This window comes from Nocardia sp. NPDC059691 (assembly GCF_042733915.1).
In the GTDB taxonomy this organism is placed as follows: Bacteria; Actinomycetota; Actinomycetes; order Mycobacteriales; family Mycobacteriaceae; genus Nocardia; species Nocardia sichangensis.
In genome coordinates, this window is the sequence record NZ_JBHWFB010000001.1 from 519,014 (window position 1) to 536,916 (window position 17,903).

Below are 17,903 nucleotides of genomic sequence, written 5' to 3' on the forward strand. Positions count from 1 at the left end.
CCTACGCGCCCAGCGCACCCTGACCACGACTTTCGAGCGAAGCGAGACCGAGCATCCGCCGTTCGCGGCCCGGCTCACGTCCGAGTGGCCGCCGTGTACGCGACGAAGGAGCAAGCGGCGGCCGCGCAAACGCGAGCCACAAAGGGGCCGCGAACACGCCGCGACGAAGTCGCGGCAAATTCAACACAGTAGGATTGCCAGGTGTCTCCGGCCGATCGCGCGAACAGTCGACGCCGCCAGCCTCGGCGCCGCGGTTCGGCCGCCAATGCCGCGAAGCCGCGGATGCGCACGGTGCGGGAGACTTCCGCAGGTGGACTGGTCGTCGACGGCCTGGACGGTCCCCGGGAAGCGCGAAGCGCGGCCCTCATCGGACGCACCGATCGCCGCGGGCGGTTACTGTGGTCGCTGCCCAAAGGACATATCGAAGAAGGTGAGACCGCCGAGCAGACCGCGATCCGCGAGGTCGCCGAGGAGACCGGCATCAACGGTGTCGTGGTCGCCGAACTCGGCAGCATCGATTACTGGTTCGTGACCGACGGTCGGCGGGTACACAAAACGGTGCATCATTATCTGCTGCGTTCGGTCGGTGGCGAACTGTCCGACGCCGACGTGGAAGTGACCCAGGTCGCCTGGGTTCCGTTGAGTGAACTGGATTCTCGGTTGGCCTACGCCGATGAGCGGCGGCTGGCGGAGATGGCGAACAAGCTGATCGACCGGATGGAGACCGGCAAGCGATGACGCGTGGACTGTTCCGGATCTTCGTGGCGGTCCTGACCATCCTCGGCCCCGTGACGACGCTGCCACTGCTCGATTCCGCGGCGGCGGGAGCGCAACCGACCGGGTCCGGCACCTCGACGAATCCCAAATTCCTGAAGCTGTCCCTCGATTCGGTGACGCCGACCACAGTGACCGCAGGCAGCGATTCGGTGCTCACGGTCGCGGGCACGGTCACCAATATCGGCGACCGTGTGGTGGACGACGTCAGCATCCGTGTCCAGCGGGCGGCGGCGATCACCACGCCGGTCGGGTTGCGCGCCACCTTGCGCCTCGACGAGGTCAACTACGACGTGAACGGCGACTTCGAAGATGTCGCGCAGCGGCTGAACCCGGGGCAGCGCAAACAGTTCACGCTGAGCATCCCGTTGCGTTCCGAGACCGGCGCCACGTCGCTGCGGATCACGGAGCCGGGCGTCTACCCGCTGCTGCTGAACGTCAACGGCGAACCCGCTTACGGCACGCAGGCCAGGCTCGACGACGCGCGATTCCTGCTCCCGGTGCTCGGCGTGCCGCCCGCCGCGAGCGACGGAGCCCCGTCGGTATCGGCGCCCACCGACGCTCCGGTGGCGACCACGCTGCTGTGGCCGCTGGCCGATCGGCCGCGGCAGGTCGGGGGTCGTCCGGGCAGCGTGGACGGCAAGGTCGAGCTCACCGACGACGAATTGGCCGCCTCACTCGGCAAGGGCGGCCGTCTCGATCAACTGCTGGCCGCGCTGGAAGGGACGTTGAACCCGAGCGCGGGCCGCAGCACCGATCTGGCCTCGGCCGTGTGCCTCGCCATCGACCCAGACCTGCTGCTCACGGTGCGCGCGATGACCAAGGGTTACCGCGTGCTGGCCAGTCCGTCCGATCCCGACGGCGCGACCAGATCGGGTGCGGGCGCTGAACAGGCCCAGACCTGGCTGGACCGGCTGCGCGCCATGGCCGGGTCGATGTGCACCGTGGCACTTCCGTTCGCGCAGGTCGATCTCACCGCGCTGGCCGCGGTCAACGATCCGGCACTGTCCGCGCGCGCGATCAACGAACCGGCCGAGATCATCGACTCGATCCTGTCGACCCGGTCGGTGCGCGGGGTCAGCCTGCCGGATTCCGGCAGCATCGATGACGGCGCGGGGGCCCTGTTGCGCAGTCACGGTTTCGGTACCGCCGTGCTCGCGTCGACGGCGGCCGTCCCACAGGGAAGCGTGGACTGGGCGCAGTCGAGCAGTGAGAGCGGCCGATCCGCATCCGGTGGGAACGAGGTTCTCTCCACCGCCGACCCGGCGATTCCGGAAGCGGTACGCCTGCCCGATATCACCGCGAGCCAGCCGACAGCACCGGCGCCCGCACCGCAAGTCACGGGCAATACGGTGCCCACGGCGAGTGCACCCGCGCCCGCCGCCGACCCCGCGCTGCACGCGGTGACGTTCGACATCTGGTCCGCGACCGCGCTCGCCGCGGTGGGTTCGAACCCGCCGACCCCGCCGTTCACCCCGTCCCGGGTCCGCTACGACGTGACCAACGACTCACGAGCGGCGCGCTTGCAGGACGCTCTCGGGGCGATTTCGTGGAAGGCGCTGCACCCGGAGGCGAACCCGTCGCGCTCGCTGTTGCTCGTTCCGCCGCAGCAATGGGGTGCGAACCGGGACGAGGCGACCGCACTGCTGCGCCAAGTCGACCAGCTGCTGCGCGGCAACCTCGCCACCGCGCGTCCGTTCCACGATCTGGTGACGCTGCCGCCGGACCCGCGGCCCTACGAGCTGGACTATCTGCCGCAGGCAGCGCAGGACGCGGTGCCGGACCGATTCCTGCCGCCGGTACGCGAACAGAGTCGCCGGATCACCGAGATGATGCGCGCGTTGGTGGACGTGCCGGAGGCCGAGCCGACGCCGCACGACTTCCTGACGCCGCTGCGCGACGACCTGCTGCGCGTACTGAGCCTCTCGGATCGGCGCGCGGGCGATGCCGCACCGCCGGACACCTTCGCCCAGCGGCGGCTGGACCAGAACACCCGGACGATGGACAAGCTCTATCGCTCGGTGACCGTACTGCCGCCGGGCGGCGTGTACACGCTCGCGTCCGAGCAGAGCCCCCTGTTGCTGGTCGCGCGCAACGATCTGCCGGTGGCCATCCGGGTCAGGTTCCGGATCGAGGCGCCTGCCGAGACGAAGATCACCGACCCCGGCGAGCAGCAGCTCCCGGCCAATGGGTCCAGGTCCTTCCAGATCCCGACGGAGGTCAGCGACAGCCGCAACCTCGTCATTCCGATCTCGCTCACCACGCCGGAGGGCGTCGCGCTCGGCAATCCCACGCAGGTCTCGGTGCGTTCGAACGCCTACGGCAAGGCCTTGGCGATAATTACGGGATGCGCCGCACTCCTGCTGCTCCTGCTGGCCGGTCGCCGTTTGTGGCGCCGGTTCCGCGGGCAGCCCGATCCGGCCGACGAGGGATTCGATCCGAGTACCAGGCGCCGGGTCAACCGGTACCGGCGCGCGCGCTCGCGTGTGCTGCGGGCGCAGGAAAAAGAGCAGGAGCACCCCCAGGAGACGCGGTGACGGATCCCGCTCCGACGGGGCTACGTAAACCGCTGCTACCTGCGCCGATGTGGGGTACCGCAGTGTCATGTGGCACGGTGGAGGACAATCACAGTGTTGCCGAGCCGGTCCGATCCGGACGGGGACCACGGACAGAATGTTCGCTGAACACGGCGAACCATTGCGGCGAGCCGCGGCTCACCGCACCGATGGGGGTGCGGAATCCCGGCTGGTACAGGAGGCATGATGAGCGACGATGACATATCGGCTCATCGCCCTCGACCAAGCGACCGGCTCGACGGGCCACCGGTGCGCCGAGCCCCGGTCGCGCCGTGGGAGCGGAGCCCCGCTCCGGCCGAAGCCGAGCACCAGGGTGTGAACGGCGGTCCGTACAACGACGGCCAGGCGCCGAGAGTGCCGCAGGTCAGCCGTCCTCCGGCCGCACCGCAGCCGCGGCCTGGTCAGCACATGCCGCCGCCACCGCCCGCCGGACAACCGAGGCCGCCTGTGCCGCCACCGCCGCGACCCGGCCCTGTACCGAACCCACGGCAATATCCGGCTCCGCCACCGGCGGCCGGTCCTGGCCAGCCCCGCCCCGTTCCGCCTGGATCCAATCGCCAGGTGCCTGCGCCTTCCGGCCCGCCTGGCAATGTCCGGCAGACGCCGCCCGCCGGACCACGTGGGCCGCAGTCCGGCGCCATTCCGGCCGCGCCGCGTCCCCCGCAGTCCGGCGGGATCCCGACCACGCCGCGTCCACCTCGTTCCGGCGCCATACCCGCGGTGCCACGGCCTCCGCAGTCCGGTCCGATCCCGGCCGCGCCGCGCCCACCCCGTTCCGGGCCGATGCCTGCGATCACGCCGGAATCCGATCGGGTGCCGCCGCCGCGCTACGCCCCGCCGCAGCCGCAGCAGTTCCCACCGCCGCGTCAGCGGCCGGCCGCCCCGGTTCGGCATGAACCGGCGGAACCGGCTCGCCCACGGACCAGGGAGTGGCCCGCCGCCACCGCCACCGCGGAGCCACCGAAGGCCGACGAGCCGAAGCAGAGTGCGAATTCCCGGCTGCTCAGCGACTCCGGATCGATCGCGTTCGCGACACTGATCAGCAGGATCACGGGGTTCGGCAAGCAACTGCTGCTGCTGACCGTGCTCGGCCCTGCCATCGCAAGCGCGTTCACCGTCGCCAGCCAGATCCCGAACATGATCGCGGAGTTGGTGCTCGGCGCGGTGCTCACCGCGATCGTGGTGCCCACGCTGGTGCGCGCGGAGCAGGAGGATCCCGATCGCGGAGAGGCGTTCGTCCGGCGCCTGGTGACCGCGGCGTTCGTGGTCTTGGCCACTGCCGCGCTGCTGGCGACGGCCGCTGCGCCGGTGCTGACCACACACGTCTTCCTGTCCGACGACGGCAAGGTCAACACGGCGCTGACCACGGCGCTGTCTTTCCTGTTGCTGCCCGCGATCCTGTTCTACGGCATGTCGGCGCTGCTCACGGCGATACTGAACACCCGGCAGATGTTCAAGCCCGGCGCCTGGGCGCCGGTACTGAACAACCTGGTGGTGCTCACCGTCCTCGGGCTGTACGTCCTGATGCCGGGGGAGATCACGCTGGATCCGGTTCGCATGAGCGACCCGAAGCTGTTGGTGCTCGGCGTCGGCGTCACGGTCGGCGTTGTGGTGCAGGCCGTCAGCCTCCTTCCGGCGATCCGTAGGGCGGGCATCGACCTGCGCCCGCTGTGGGGCATCGATGATCGCCTCAAGCAGTTCGGCGGCATGGGCGCGGCGATCATCCTGTACGTGCTCATCAGCCAGGCGGGCTTCGTCTTCGCCACCCGGATCTCATCGCATGCCGACGCGGCAGGTCCGGCGATCTACAACAACGCGTGGCTGCTGCTGCAACTGCCGTACGGCGTCCTCGGTGTCACGGTGCTGACCGCGATCATGCCCCGGCTGAGCCGCAACGCCGCCGCCGACGACACGCCCGCGGTTGTCGACGATCTCTCCGCGGCCACCCGGTTGACCATGATCGCTCTGGTACCCGTGGTCACCTTCCTGACGTTGGCCGGTCCGCAGGTCGGACAAGCCCTCTATGGCTACGGCAACTTCGGATCGGACGCCGAACGTCTCGGTCTCGCGGTCAGCTGGTCGGCGTTCGCACTGATCCCGTACTCGCTGGTGCTGATCCACTTGCGCGTGTTCTACGCCAGGGAGCAGGCGTGGATTCCCACTTGGATCATCCTCGGCATCACCGCCGCCAAGATCGTCTTCTCCGCCCTGGCTCCGGTGGTCACCGACTCCGAGCACGTGGTTATCGCGCTCGGTGTCGCGAACGGCCTCGGCTTCACGGTCGGCGCGGTGGTGGGTGGTTTCCTACTGCACCGCAGTCTGGGCGACCTCCGAATGGCCAATGTGGGCCGAACAGTGACCCGTGTCGTACTTGCGTCACTCGCGGGTGGCGCGGTGATGTGGATCGTGGACCGGGTACTCGGCTTGGATCGGCTGACCGAGTCCTTCGGCGGCCCCGGCTCGCTGATCCGGGTGGCGATCACCGCGATCGTGATGTTCGCGGTGGCCTTCGGCTTGATGCGACTCGCCGGTATTCCGGAGATCGTCGCCATCACCGTGGCCGTCTCGCGGCGCCTCGGCTGGACACCGCCCGCGCCGGAACTCGACCTGGAGAGCCCGGTCGAAGATCCCTACGTCACGCAGGTGCTGCGCAGGCCTGATCCCTACTTGGCATACCCGAGGTTCGATCCGTACATGGACGCCCAGACCATGGTGCTTCCTGTGATCCGACCCGATGCCGTTGACCGCACCGGCAAGGGTGAGTTCCCGTACCCTGTTCGGCAGAGAAGCACAAGTGGCGAATTCGCCGGAACCTCGACATACCAGGGCGAAGGAGGACCGAGGGTGAGCGACGACGCGGTGGGCGGCGTCCCAGCCGCCGATTCTTCTGCGACCACGCCCGGCGGACTGTCCACCGATGTACCGCCGACCGCGGGGGAGCCGTTGGATCCCGCGTACGCGAACAACGGGCCGGGCACGGCCGGACCGGAGCAGGACGCGGCGAGACCGCAGGAGAACCAGCTGCCGCCGCGCGATCCGATGTACGACACCGGGATGATCCCCGTCGGCTCGCCGGAGATGCCGCCGATGGGTGGCGAGAACCTGGGCGCCCGGCGAATCCCGCGCGGCCCCAAGTTGATTCCGGGCGCGTCGGTGGCGGGCGGGCGTTACCGCCTGCTGGCGAGTCACGGCGGCGCCCGCGGCCTGAAGTTCTGGCAGGCGCTGGACATCAAACTCGATCGCGAGGTCGCGCTGACCTTCGTCGACGCCGACCAGAAAGCGACGGAGAACTCCGGGCAGGACGGCCCCCAGGCGATCCTGTCCCGGACGCTGCGTCTCGGCCGGATCAACTCGCCGGGCCTCGCCCGCGTACTCGACGTCGTGCGCGGCAGTTCCGGCGGCATCGTGGTGGCGGAATGGACGCCGGGTCGTTCGCTGCGCGAGATGGCCGAGACGGTGCCGTCACCGATCGGCGCGGCGCGGGCCATCCGCGCCCTCGCCTCGGCGGCCGAGTTGGCGCACCGTGGCGGCGGGTCGCTGTCCATCGACCATCCCGACCGGGTGCGCATCAGCGCGTCCGGTGACGCGGTGCTCGCCTTCCCCGGCACGCTGTCGGACTCCGACGCGCAGTCCGACGTCCGCGGTCTCGGTGCGATGCTCTACTCCCTGATCACCGCCCGCTGGCCGATCCGCTCCGGCGGCGTCACGGGCACCGCCGCGACCGTCGGCGGGCTGCGGCTGGCCGATTTCGGACCGGACGGCACGCCGGTGGAACCGCGCCAGATCCGTCCCGAAGTGCCGTTCGAGATCTCCGCGGTCGCGGTGCGCTCGTTGGAGTCGAACAAGGGCGTGCGTACGGCGGCGACGGTCCAGCACGTGCTGGAGCAGGCGTCGGTGGTCGATCAGAAGACCGACTTCATCCCGGTGCTGCGGCTTGGCCAGCGCGCTCCCGCGAACATGGACGACTCGCTCGCCGATCCGGAACTGCTCGCGGCCGAACGCGAACGCTCGCAACGCATGATGTGGATCATGGTCGGCCTCGGCATCCTCGCCGCGCTGGTGGTCGGCGTGGTGATCTGGTGGATGGTCAGCGTGTTCGCGCCGAGCGCCTCCGACGCGCCGCTGAACGAACAGCGCAATATCGGCCTGACGACGAACAACCAACCGGTGCCGACGCCCGCCGCCGCGGGCCCTGGCCTCACCTCGACCGGTGCGCCGGTTCCGGTGACCGGCGTGTCGGTGTTCTCGCCGGAGGGCACCGCCGACGGCGTCGCCAACGTCCACGCGGTGCTGGACAATGATCCGGGCACCCAGTGGCGCACCGATCAGTACTTCCAGCAGTTCCCGGCGCTCAAGAAGGGGGTCGGTCTGCTCGCCACGCTGCCGGCCCCCGCGAAGCTCACGAACGTCTCGATCAACTCGCCGAGCGCGGGCACATCGGTGGAGATCCGCACGTCGCCCACCGGATCGCCGACGCTGGATCAGACCCAGCTGATCGGTTCCGCCCGGCTGGACGACGGCGTCACCGATATCCCGGTGCGCGCCGACCAAGCCGCCCGCTACGTGCTCGTCTGGATCACCGGACTGGGGAATTCCGGAGGACAGTTCCAGACCGCCATCGCCGACATCCGTTTCGACGCCGCGCCGTAGCCCGCCCTGCCCGCGCATCGGTCGTGCGGGCCATTCGTCACGCGGCGTCGAACGCCGCGCATTCCTCCGTATCCGGCCCGATCACTTGGTTGCTGCCAAAACGTTACGGGCGATATGATCTTCGCGCGCTCTCAGCAGGGGAGCTTCCCAGGTTTCGGCGTTTTCGATCCTGGATGCTGCGAAGTCTCGGTGATGGTCGACCATGCCCGTTGCCGCCGTGAGGGCTCGAGGGGTTGGCATTTGTCGTCCGAAGTGAACGAGGAGCTCGGCAGGGGGGCGTCGCAGCCGGTGATGTGTCGCGAGCGCGCCTTCGAACTCGGTGAACGCACCGATGTGGACTTGTTGCGGGCGCACGTCGCCGGTGAGCGGTACGCGTTCGCGGAGTTACTGCGCAGACACAACGATCATCTGTGGCAGACCGCGCTGCGCACCTCCTACACGCGTGAGGATGCGGCCGATTCACTACAGGACGCGCTGTTGTCGGCGCATCGCACCGCGGGCTCGTTCCGGGCCGAGGCGGAGGTCCGCAGTTGGTTGCACGCGATCGTGGTGAACGCCTGCCTGGACCGGATCCGGCGGAACAAGACCAGGCGGGCATTGTCGCTGGCGCCGGAGTCGATGCCGGAGCCGAGGGACACCCGCGACGAGATGGCCGAGGTGGAGATGTCGTTGGTCATCGATCGAGCGTTGTTCTCGTTGCCGCCGGATCAGCGGACCGCGTTGGTGGCGGTGGATGTGGAGGGGTATAGCGTTGCCGAAGCGGCGGCGTTGCTCGGCGTGCCCGAGGGGACGATCAAGAGCCGGTGCGCTCGTGCGCGGCAGCGGTTGAAAGAGCGATTGGATTTTCTGCGTGATCCGGGGAACCGGGGTTAGTTGGGATGCGTCATTAACAGTGACGAACCACTGAACGAATCAGAGACAGGCCCCGTAGGCGAGGGGGTCCCCGCGATGTCCGATGCGAACGACGGAGGTGCGATGGCTACCGAGTCCGTGCCGCAGCCTCCGTTCGCGTCCGAATTGCTGGCTGACCTACATGCCGACAACGTAACGCCCGCGCAGCGCGAGCAGTTGTGGCCGATCGTCTCGCGCGACCCGGAAGCGGTGCGGTATCTGCGCGCGCTGGACGACGTGAGTGCGGAGCTGCGTGCCTTGGGTGGGTACGAGCGCATAGTCCATCCGATGCCGGAAGACGTGGCGGCCCGGCTCGCGCGGTTCGTCGACGAGCTGGAGCCACCCGAAGACGCCACGGTTCATGAGCTTCCGCCCCCGCAAGTAAGCGAATCCGTCAGCGAAGCAGAAGATTTCGAATCCGCGCCGATGGCTCTGGACGAGCGTCGCCGCGGCAGGTTGCGCTGGTTGGCCGCGGCAGCCGCGGCGATCGTCGCCGTCGTCGGCGCGGGTGTGTGGGCTTCGACGATGCGCGGCGGAGACGACCCAGCGCCCACGGCGCAGCCGACATCGGGAAAAGACGACTGGGGTGACGATCTCACCGCCACCGTGGCCCTCGGCGCGCTGGGCAGGCACAACGTCACCGGAGCCCTGGCCGGCCCGGAAGCGCTCGAGCGTTGCGTACGGGCGAACGGCCTGGACCGCACGATCCTCGGCTCGACCGACATCCGATTCCAGGGCGGCAACGCGGTGCTCATCCTGCTGAACGGCCCGCGCCCGCCGCAGATCACCGCGCTGGTCGTCGGGACCGGTTGCGCTACCGGCGATCCCCAGCGCAAGGCGCTGCAGGACATCGGCTGACCTTGCGATCTGGGCCACCCGCGCGGTGTGACCCCCGCCGACGCGGGAACAACAGCCATTACCCTGTTGTTGACCGACACGTCCGATCGAATCTCCCCGGAAGGGCCCCATGAGCGAGCGTAGCGAGCAAAAACGCGACACCGGCACGCCAGTTCGCGACCTGATCATCATCGGCTCCGGCCCCGCCGGCTACACGGCCGCCGTCTACGCGGGCCGCGCCGAGCTCCAGCCGTTGCAGTTCGAGGGGACCCAGTTCGGCGGTGCGCTGATGACCACCACCGAGGTCGAGAACTTCCCCGGCTTCCGCGGCGGCATCATGGGCCCGGATCTCATGGAGGAGATGCGCGAGCAGGCCAAGCGGTTCGGCGCGGACATCCGCACCGAGGACGTCGACGCGGTCGACCTGACCGGCCCGATCAAGAGGGTCGTCGTCGGCGGCGAGACCTTCCACGCCTACGCCGTGATTCTCGCCATGGGCTCGGCCGCGCGCTACCTGAACGTTCCGGGCGAGCAGCGGCTGCTCGGCCGCGGTGTCAGCGCCTGCGCCACCTGCGACGGGTTCTTCTTCAAGGGCCAGGACATCGTGGTGGTCGGCGGCGGCGACTCCGCGATGGAAGAGGCGACCTTCCTGACCAAGTTCGCCTCCAGCGTCACCATCGTGCACCGCCGCGAGGAGTTCCGGGCCTCCCGCATCATGCTGGAACGGGCGAAGGCGAACGAGAAGATCAAGTTCGTGCTCAACGCCGAGGTGGCCGAGGTGCACGGGGAGAACAGCGTCACCCATCTGACCCTGCGTGACACCCGGACCGGCGAAACCTCCGAGCTGGCCGCCACCGGCCTGTTCGTCGCGATCGGCCACGATCCGCGCAGCGAACTCGTCAAGGGCCAGGTCGCCTTGGACAACGAAGGATACGTGCTGGTAAACGAGCCGACGACCGCGACCGACATCCCCGGTGTCTTCGCCGCGGGTGATCTCGTCGACCACACCTACCGGCAGGCGATCACCGCCGCGGGCACGGGCTGCCGTGCGGCCATCGACGCCGAGCGCTGGTTGGCCGAGCAGGGCGACATCACCTCGAACACCCTCGCCCACGCGGGTGAGTCGGTGGCCGCCAACTGAGCTCGCGCTGGACGAGCCATACCTTTCCGTCTCGCTGTATCGCAAGGAGAACACCCATGTCCGAGTCCGCCAACACGGTCACCGTCACCGACGCGTCCTTCGCCGACGACGTGCTGCTGAGTGAGAAGCCGGTCCTCGTCGATTTCTGGGCCGACTGGTGCGGCCCGTGCAAGATGGTCGCGCCCGTCTTGGAGGAGATCGCCGGCGCGCACGCGGACAAGCTGACCGTCGCGAAGCTGGATGTGGACGCCAACCCGAGCACCGCCCGCGATTATCAGATCCTCTCGCTGCCCACTATGATGCTGTTCCGCGGCGGTAAGCCGGTCAAGCAGATCGTCGGAGCGAAGGGCAAAGCGGCTCTTCTGCGCGAACTCGAAGACGTCATCTGAGGACGCGCCGTAGGATGCCTGGACCCGGGGATTGTCGAAACCCGGTCCGGGTCTGAGACAATCGACCGACGCTCCGGTCGTGCGAAGGTGTATCCCATCGCATGAGTGGGTACCCGCGGGTTTGACGGAAGGAAAGGGCTCTCACGCATGCACCGACTTCGTCACGGCGATTCCGGTCCAGCCGTAGCAGAGGTTCGGAGCACCCTGGCAAGCCTCGGGTTCCTACACGCGCACATCGCCGCCGACAACGCGGACGCACGCGAATATTGGAAGGACACCGAAGTGTCCTTCGACCATCACCTCGACTCCGCGGTTCGCGCGTTTCAGCAGCATCGCGGTTTACTCGTCGACGGTGTGGTCGGTCCGGCGACCTACCGGGCACTGAAGGAAGCGTCCTACCGACTCGGTGCGCGCACGCTGATCTATCAGCTGTCCGCGCCGCTGTACGGCGACGATGTGGCCACGCTCCAGCGCAGGCTGCAGGACCTCGGCTTCTACGTGCACCGGGTCGACGGCTACTTCGGTCCGCACACCCACGACGCGCTGACCGCCTTCCAGCGGGAGATCGGCCTGTCGGCCGACGGCATCTGCGGTCCCGACACGCTGCGCTCGCTTGACCTGCTCGGCGCCAGGGTGACCGGCGGCAATCCGCACCGGATCGCTGAGGAAGAGGTCGTGCACCGGGCTGGGCCGCAGCTGACCGGCAAGCGGATCGTCATCGATCCGGGTCTCGGCGGTCCGGACAAGGGTTGTGCCGTGCCCACCGAGTACGGCGACGTCTACGAGTCGGAGATCCTGTGGGATCTCGCCAGCCGTCTCGAGGGGCGGATGGCTGCCACGGGCATGGAGACCTTCCTGTCGCGGCCGTGGGGCGCCAACCCCACCGACGCCGAACGCGCGGAAACATCCAACGCCTTCGACGCCGATCTGATGATCTCCCTGCGCTGTGCCGCTAACCCGAGCCCGCTCGCCAACGGCGTCGCCGGGTTCTACTTCGGCAACTCACACGGCTCGGTGTCCATGATCGGGCAGGTGCTGGCCGGGTTCATCCAGCGCGAGGTCGTCGCCCGAACGTCGTTGCAGGACTGCCGCACTCACGCGCGAACCTGGGATCTGCTGCGTCTCACCAAGATGCCCACCGTGCAGGTCGACATCGGCTATCTGACAAATGAATACGATGCCTCGGTGCTCACCAACCCGCGCATGCGCGACGTGATCGCCGAAGCCATTCTGATCTCGGTGAAGCGGCTGTATCTGCTCGGTCAGGACGACCAGCCCACCGGCACATACACTTTCGCGGAACTGCTGGCCGAGGAGCTGGCTGCCGCCGACCGGATGTAGCCATCGGTCTTTCGTAAGTCGGAGCGCCCCCTGCCCTTTCGAGCCCGGCAGGGGGCGCTCCGATGTTCAGCTCAACGCGCTCCGATACGGGTCGGCGCGGTCATCGACGCCGCCGCGAGCAGCTGATCCAGCGCCCGTTCGACGTCTTCCTTCCAGCCGTGATCGGAGGCGAGCTCCAACCGCAAGCGCGGGAATCGGTGATGCGGGGCCACCACCTCGAAGCCGACATCCTCCAGGAAGTCGGCATCGATCATGCAACTCTCGGGTGAGCATTCGGTCGTCGCGCCCGCCGGGTTCGCATTCTTGATCGGCGCGACGATCCGCTCGAGCAGTGTCATCGAGCCGGACCGCTCCGAGAGTGCCTGCGTCGTCGGGTCGGTGCGGATACCGAAAGCCTCCAAGGCGCGCACGCCGCGACGCACCAGATCGGACACCACGGCCTGAACCAGGCTGTGGGCGACATCGGCATCCTGATAGGGGAATTCGGCCCGCAGCGTGGTCAACAGGATCGCGTCCGGGCTCACGGGGGAGGTGGGGAAGAGCGTGGCGCGCGGCACGGCGCTCGGTGGCGCGTACAAGGCGCAGCCGGCGACGTTGCCGTCGACGTTCGCCACCTGCCCGCACGAACCCCACTCCAGCATGACCGTGGACAGCCAGGCTTCCTTCTCGAACACCGGATCGCTGAAGTTGCGCGAGTCCTCGGCCACGGCGGGGTCCATCTCCCAGAAGACACAGCGCCGCGCATGCGCGGGAAGCTTCTCGAGTCCGCCGAGGGTTAGTGCTGTGACGCTGGTCGACACCGCTCTGCTCAGCCTCCAGCTGTCCGATTCATCCACGCTCACGTCGCATCAATGTTTGCTCGCCAGCAAGAATAAGCGATCAACGGGAACCTGCCTCATTCCATGTCGCTGTGCTGTTGGTCGGAAGAACTTGTGTTGCTCCGCTGGGAGCGATAGAAGCTCGCAGCCGTGCCGTACCCCTGCCGTCACAGTGACGTTTCGGCCGGGTACTCGCCACCTATCGAAACCACAAGTTAAATTTCGTCACTTCTGTCACACTGCGGGTGCGTTCTGCTCCATCAGGGCGACGATCCGTTCGAGGTCTTCGACCGACCCGAACTCGACGACGATCTTGCCTTTGCGCTTGCCCATACTCACGAGGACCCGGGTGTCGAAGGAACCGGACAGCCGTTCGGCCACGGCTTGTAGGCCTGGCATCTCGATCGGCTTGCGCCGAGCGACGGGAGAGGGCGCGGCCGCGTCCTGCTCTCGGTTCGCCAGCATGACGGCTTCCTCGGTAGCCCGGACCGAGAGTCCCTCGGCGACGATCCGGGCGGCGAGCACCTCTTGAGCGTCCGCACCCGCTTCGAGACCGAGCAGTGCCCGCGCGTGCCCGGCGGACAGTACGCCCGCCGCGACCCGGCGCTGCACCGGGATCGGCAACTTCAGTAGACGGATCATATTCGTCACGACAGGGCGAGAGCGACCGATTCGCGAAGCCAATTCTTCGTGAGTGACGTCGAATTCCTCCAGCAGCTGCTGGTAGGCCGCCGCCTCTTCGAGCGGGTTCAGTTGCACCCGGTGGATATTCTCCAGCAGGGCGTCGCGCAGCATGGACTCGTCCGCGGTCTCCCGGACGATCGCGGGAATCGCGGCCAGGCCCGCCTCCTGACAGGCCCGCCACCGCCGCTCGCCCATGACCAGCTGATAACGGTCCACACCCGGTTCGGTCCGGCGCACCACGATCGGCTGCATCAACCCGAATTCGCGAATCGAATGCACCAGCTCGGCCAGCGCGTCTTCTTCGAAGACCGTGCGCGGCTGCTTGGGATTCGGCTCGATCTGGTCCGGCGGGATCTCCCGGTAGACGGCGCCGCCTGCTTCCAGTTCAGCGTTGTCGGCGGGATCCGGTACCCGGTGCAGGTAGGCCGAGGGAGGCTGCGGTCCGACCGGATCCAGACCGATAACACTCGCCGCAGCGCTACTGAGGCCCGGTGATGTTGTCGGTGTCGTCGGGATCAGCGCGGCGAGACCGCGCCCGAGACCACCCTTCTTCGCCTGACTCATCGGTCTACCGACCCCTTCCTCATTCCGCTACCGAACCGCACTGTGCCGAGCGTCGACCCGGCCGGCCGAGTCACTCCGCCGACTTCGTCGCGGCGACACGCGGGGCCACCGCGCGGGCCGCCATTTCGCGTCCGGCGTCCAGGTAGCTCATCGCGCCCCGGGAGCCTGGATCATAATCGAGCACCGTCATGCCGTAACCAGGCGCCTCCGACACCTTCACGCTGCGTGGAATCACCGACCGCAGTACGACATCGCCGAAGTGCCCGCGAACCTCCTCGGCGACCTGGTCGGCCAACTTGGTGCGCCCGTCGTACATCGTGAGGATCACGGTCGAGACGTGCAGTTCCGGGTTCAAGTGCGCCTGCACCAAGCCGATATTGCGAAGTAGCTGACCCACGCCTTCCAGCGCGTAGTACTCGCACTGAATCGGAATCAGCACCTCTTTCGCCGCGACGAGCGCGTTGACCGTCAGCAGGCCCAAGGAAGGCGGGCAGTCGATCATCACGTAATCGATGTCGTATCCGGCGATATTCGCCTCTTGGATAGCGGCTTTCAGGCGCCCCTCCCGGGCCACCATCGACACGAGTTCGATCTCGGCGCCCGCCAGGTCGATGGTCGCGGGGATGCAGAGGAGGCGCTCGCTGTGCGGACTTGTTTGGATAGCGTCTCTGACCGAGACCTCGCCGATGAGCAGCTCGTAGCTGGAGGGGACACCCGAGTGGTGCTCGATACCCAGGGCGGTGCTGGCGTTGCCCTGCGGATCGAGGTCGATCACAAGCACCGTCATCCCCTGATGCGCCAAGGCGGCCGCCAAATTCACGGCGGTGGTCGTCTTCCCGACGCCGCCTTTCTGATTGGCGATCGTGATGATCCGTTGCTCGTGAGGTTTCGGCACAGTCACCTTTCCTGGATGGAGGACCTGACTCGCACGTTGGGCTTCGGCGGCTATCGGGGTCTCGCTGGGGGAGATGTGCCCGAACGGCGTACTTCCGAATGCCTCCGTGTCGAAATTGCTGGAGTCCAGCATCCCCGGCACGCGCGACGTTGTTTCCCGTGAAACATTCGCCGGACCGCTCGACATAGACAGCTCCTAACCCGAGAAACTTCAGAACACGTGCGCGCGACGGGACGGGTCGGCGTCGTATCTGCAACAGCCTTTGTCGGTTCGAACACGATGCACAACTGGCTCCGCGGCGCCCGATCGACCGAGCGGAGCTGCGCGCCGCTGTGACAACCAGATCCCTCGTGGCACCTACGCTCACGCCCGACGCACACTAGCTTGCCAGCACTGAGCGGTTTAAGAAAGCTGAATCGCGGCGAGGCGCAAAGCGACACGCAAATCCGCACGAATTCGCCTCGACGCGCGCGCTGTTTCACATGAAACATTGCCGCCGGACGGGTGCGTGGGACAGCAGGCATGCCGCGTGACCGATCGCGGATCGCGGATCGCGGATCGCGGATCGCGGATGAGTACTCGCAGTGGCTGTTCGACCGACCTGGTTCAGATGCTTCGGCTGACGACCTCGGACCGGCACACTGCCCCGCGCTACTTCGAATGGATTGAGCTCAGTCGCGCATCGACAGACTGCCGACGCCGGGGTACGCGCTGCCGCGCTTCGAGAGTGACGCAGCGGCCAGAGCACCACACGTATTGACCCTCAGCTGTGTTCGGAGACTGATCGCGTCTCCAGCGGGGGCAAGACCGATTCACGTGAAACATCGGGCGGCAATTCCAGACGCGCTCAGGATTCCGGCGAACTCGTTCCGAAGGACTTTGATTCACGTGAAACATGGGCCGCGGCCTCCTGATCCGAGAAGCACCCGCTAGGTCCGCAACCCACCTTTGCCTCATGCTCGAGGTGTAGTTCGAGACGCACCCCGATGAAGTCGAGTGTGACTCGGATACGCTCGCATGGAACTTCGGGGTTTTGCTCTAGGCTCGTCGCGGACCGACTTCCCGCCGATGTTTCACGTGAATCCAGTCCGCGTGGGACTCTGTGCAACCATCGCACACAAGACGACGACTTCTCACCCGACGCACAACGGACTTGATCCAACCGCGACGCCAGTAGCAATCTCTTCCACAGCCACGGCAGACGGACGCCTCGACTTCAGCCTCCAAGCGGCCACGCCGTTCCAGACGGAGGTACCGCATGGGACCCCTCCGTCCAGTCGACGGATCTAGACAAAGCAAATCAAGTTCGAGTAGATCGCCCGCCGAGTCCATCCGACGCGCGTTCAACCGGGCCATTCCGTCAGAGTGACGAAACGAGCCCAGATCCGAGGTCGACGGTCGAGCCTTCGCGATCGAAGCTTCTACTTGGCCTTGCGTGCCGCACGCTTACGCGCACGCTCCGTCGTGGCGGCGCGGACGGCCTTTCCGCCACGCTCGACCGCTCGTTCGGCGCGCCGTCGGGTGGCTCGCTCAGCTCGGGGGAGGCGCTCTGCGCTGATCACCATCGTGGGCGTCGCCACCAGACCGACGCCACATTCCAGGACGACCGCGTTACCTGCGCCGGCCTTCGTCAGCGCGTCGCCATCGCGTTCGAGTTCCTCGGCCGCGCTCGCTCCCTTGAGGGCGAGCATGTGCCCGTGGTCGCGGAGGAGAGGAAGGGACCACTGGGCGAGTTTCCCGAGCGGGGCCACCGCGCGGGACGTGACCACGTCCGCGCCACCGGCCTCCTTCATCACGCCCGACTGCTCCGCCCGCCCTCGCACCACGGTCACGTCCAGTCCGACCGATTCGATGAACTCGCTCAGGAAGATCGTGCGGCGCAGCAGTGGTTCGACCAGAGTGATCCGGAGATCCGGACGCGCGATGGCGAGCGGGATGCCCGGCAGGCCCGCACCGCTGCCGATATCGACCACGGACGCGCCCTCGGCGATCAACTCGCCGAGTACCGCACAGTTGAGGATGTGGCGATCCCAGAGGCGGGGCACCTCGCGCGGGCCGATCAGCCCGCGCTCCACGCCCGCGGTCGCGAGCGCCGTGTGATATCGACGCGCGAGATCGAGTCGGTCGCCGAAGACGGTCGCAGCCGACGCGGGTGGCTCCAACTCCGCGGGCTCCGCGGTGGTTCCACCGAGATCTCGTTCCACGTGAAACATCCTTCCGAACTCGGGTCGATCTACGAACGAGCAATCGGGCTCCGGACACGAACAAGGCCCCCGGTCCGAAGACCAGAGGCCCTATCCAACCACTACATCCAACCACTACCCATCCGGGCCGCGAAACACG

Annotated in this window: 12 protein-coding genes; 8 read left to right on the forward strand and 4 right to left on the reverse strand. The window is 67.6% G+C overall.

Annotated features, from left to right (window positions below; translation table 11 throughout):
• The first annotated feature begins 201 nt into the window (after positions 1-201).
• The 8 genes from ACFV2O_RS02445 to ACFV2O_RS02480 all read left to right on the forward strand — a co-directional run bounded on the left by ACFV2O_RS02445 (position 202) and on the right by ACFV2O_RS02480 (position 12,599).
• Positions 202-738 carry an NUDIX hydrolase gene (locus tag ACFV2O_RS02445; RefSeq protein ID WP_039803412.1) on the forward strand — a complete coding sequence of 179 codons (537 nt, stop codon included), beginning with the start codon at positions 202-204 and terminating at the stop codon, positions 736-738.
• Positions 735-3,311 (forward strand): DUF6049 family protein, encoded by a 2,577-nt coding sequence (locus ACFV2O_RS02450; protein ID WP_379249617.1) that lies wholly within the window; start codon positions 735-737, stop codon positions 3,309-3,311. The genes ACFV2O_RS02445 and ACFV2O_RS02450 overlap by 4 nt, the downstream gene beginning before the upstream one ends.
• An 822-nt stretch (positions 3,312-4,133) precedes the next feature.
• Positions 4,134-8,000, forward strand: coding sequence for a murein biosynthesis integral membrane protein MurJ (locus ACFV2O_RS02455; protein WP_379250113.1), 3,867 nt, complete (start codon positions 4,134-4,136; stop codon positions 7,998-8,000).
• Positions 8,001-8,291: 291 nt separating this feature from the next.
• The gene (sigM, locus tag ACFV2O_RS02460) at positions 8,292-8,873 is read left to right on the forward strand and encodes an RNA polymerase sigma factor SigM (protein ID WP_379250115.1); all 582 of its coding nucleotides are present in this window, start codon (positions 8,292-8,294) and stop codon (positions 8,871-8,873) included.
• A 102-nt stretch (positions 8,874-8,975) separates the two neighbouring features.
• Positions 8,976-9,749: a hypothetical protein gene (locus tag ACFV2O_RS02465; RefSeq protein WP_379249619.1), complete on the forward strand. Its 774-nt coding sequence runs from the start codon at positions 8,976-8,978 to the stop codon at positions 9,747-9,749.
• Positions 9,750-9,858: 109 nt separating this feature from the next.
• A complete protein-coding gene (gene trxB, locus ACFV2O_RS02470) occupies positions 9,859-10,869 on the forward strand; it encodes a thioredoxin-disulfide reductase (protein ID WP_379249621.1) in 1,011 nt (336 codons plus the stop codon).
• Between the two features lie 56 nt (positions 10,870-10,925).
• Positions 10,926-11,258, forward strand: a complete 333-nt coding sequence (gene trxA / locus ACFV2O_RS02475) for a thioredoxin (protein ID WP_039803419.1) — start codon at positions 10,926-10,928, stop codon at positions 11,256-11,258.
• A 147-nt stretch (positions 11,259-11,405) separates the two neighbouring features.
• Positions 11,406-12,599: a peptidoglycan-binding protein gene (locus ACFV2O_RS02480; RefSeq protein WP_379249624.1), complete on the forward strand. Its 1,194-nt coding sequence runs from the start codon at positions 11,406-11,408 to the stop codon at positions 12,597-12,599.
• Positions 12,600-12,670: 71 nt separating this feature from the next.
• On the opposite strand, the gene ACFV2O_RS02485 is transcribed toward ACFV2O_RS02480, so the two are convergent.
• From ACFV2O_RS02485 to rsmG, 4 genes are all read right to left on the reverse strand, one after another.
• Positions 12,671-13,399 (reverse strand): GNAT family N-acetyltransferase, encoded by a 729-nt coding sequence (locus tag ACFV2O_RS02485; RefSeq protein ID WP_355073763.1) that lies wholly within the window; start codon positions 13,397-13,399, stop codon positions 12,671-12,673.
• Positions 13,400-13,651: 252 nt separating this feature from the next.
• The gene (locus ACFV2O_RS02490; RefSeq protein ID WP_379249626.1) at positions 13,652-14,665 is read right to left on the reverse strand and encodes a ParB/RepB/Spo0J family partition protein; all 1,014 of its coding nucleotides are present in this window, start codon (positions 14,663-14,665) and stop codon (positions 13,652-13,654) included.
• Between the two features lie 70 nt (positions 14,666-14,735).
• Positions 14,736-15,692 (reverse strand): ParA family protein, encoded by a 957-nt coding sequence (locus ACFV2O_RS02495; RefSeq protein WP_379250117.1) that lies wholly within the window; start codon positions 15,690-15,692, stop codon positions 14,736-14,738.
• 1,289 nt (positions 15,693-16,981) lie between these two features.
• Positions 16,982-17,773, reverse strand: a complete 792-nt coding sequence (rsmG, locus tag ACFV2O_RS02500; RefSeq protein ID WP_379249628.1) for a 16S rRNA (guanine(527)-N(7))-methyltransferase RsmG — start codon at positions 17,771-17,773, stop codon at positions 16,982-16,984.
• Positions 17,774-17,903: the final 130 nt, after the last annotated feature.

Coding starts and splice junctions, on each gene's coding strand:
- trxA (WP_039803419.1), top strand. CDS start 10,926: ATGTCCGAGTCCGCCAACACGGTCACCGTCACCGACGCGTCCTTCGCC.
- ACFV2O_RS02490 (WP_379249626.1), bottom strand. CDS start 14,665: ATGAGTCAGGCGAAGAAGGGTGGTCTCGGGCGCGGTCTCGCCGCGCTG.
- ACFV2O_RS02455 (WP_379250113.1), top strand. CDS start 4,134: ATGCCTGCGATCACGCCGGAATCCGATCGGGTGCCGCCGCCGCGCTAC.
- ACFV2O_RS02465 (WP_379249619.1), top strand. CDS start 8,976: ATGGCTACCGAGTCCGTGCCGCAGCCTCCGTTCGCGTCCGAATTGCTG.
- ACFV2O_RS02450 (WP_379249617.1), top strand. CDS start 735: ATGACGCGTGGACTGTTCCGGATCTTCGTGGCGGTCCTGACCATCCTC.
- trxB (WP_379249621.1), top strand. CDS start 9,859: ATGAGCGAGCGTAGCGAGCAAAAACGCGACACCGGCACGCCAGTTCGC.
- sigM (WP_379250115.1), top strand. CDS start 8,292: ATGTGTCGCGAGCGCGCCTTCGAACTCGGTGAACGCACCGATGTGGAC.
- ACFV2O_RS02480 (WP_379249624.1), top strand. CDS start 11,406: ATGCACCGACTTCGTCACGGCGATTCCGGTCCAGCCGTAGCAGAGGTT.
- rsmG (WP_379249628.1), bottom strand. CDS start 17,773: ATGTTTCACGTGGAACGAGATCTCGGTGGAACCACCGCGGAGCCCGCG.
- ACFV2O_RS02495 (WP_379250117.1), bottom strand. CDS start 15,692: ATGCTGGACTCCAGCAATTTCGACACGGAGGCATTCGGAAGTACGCCG.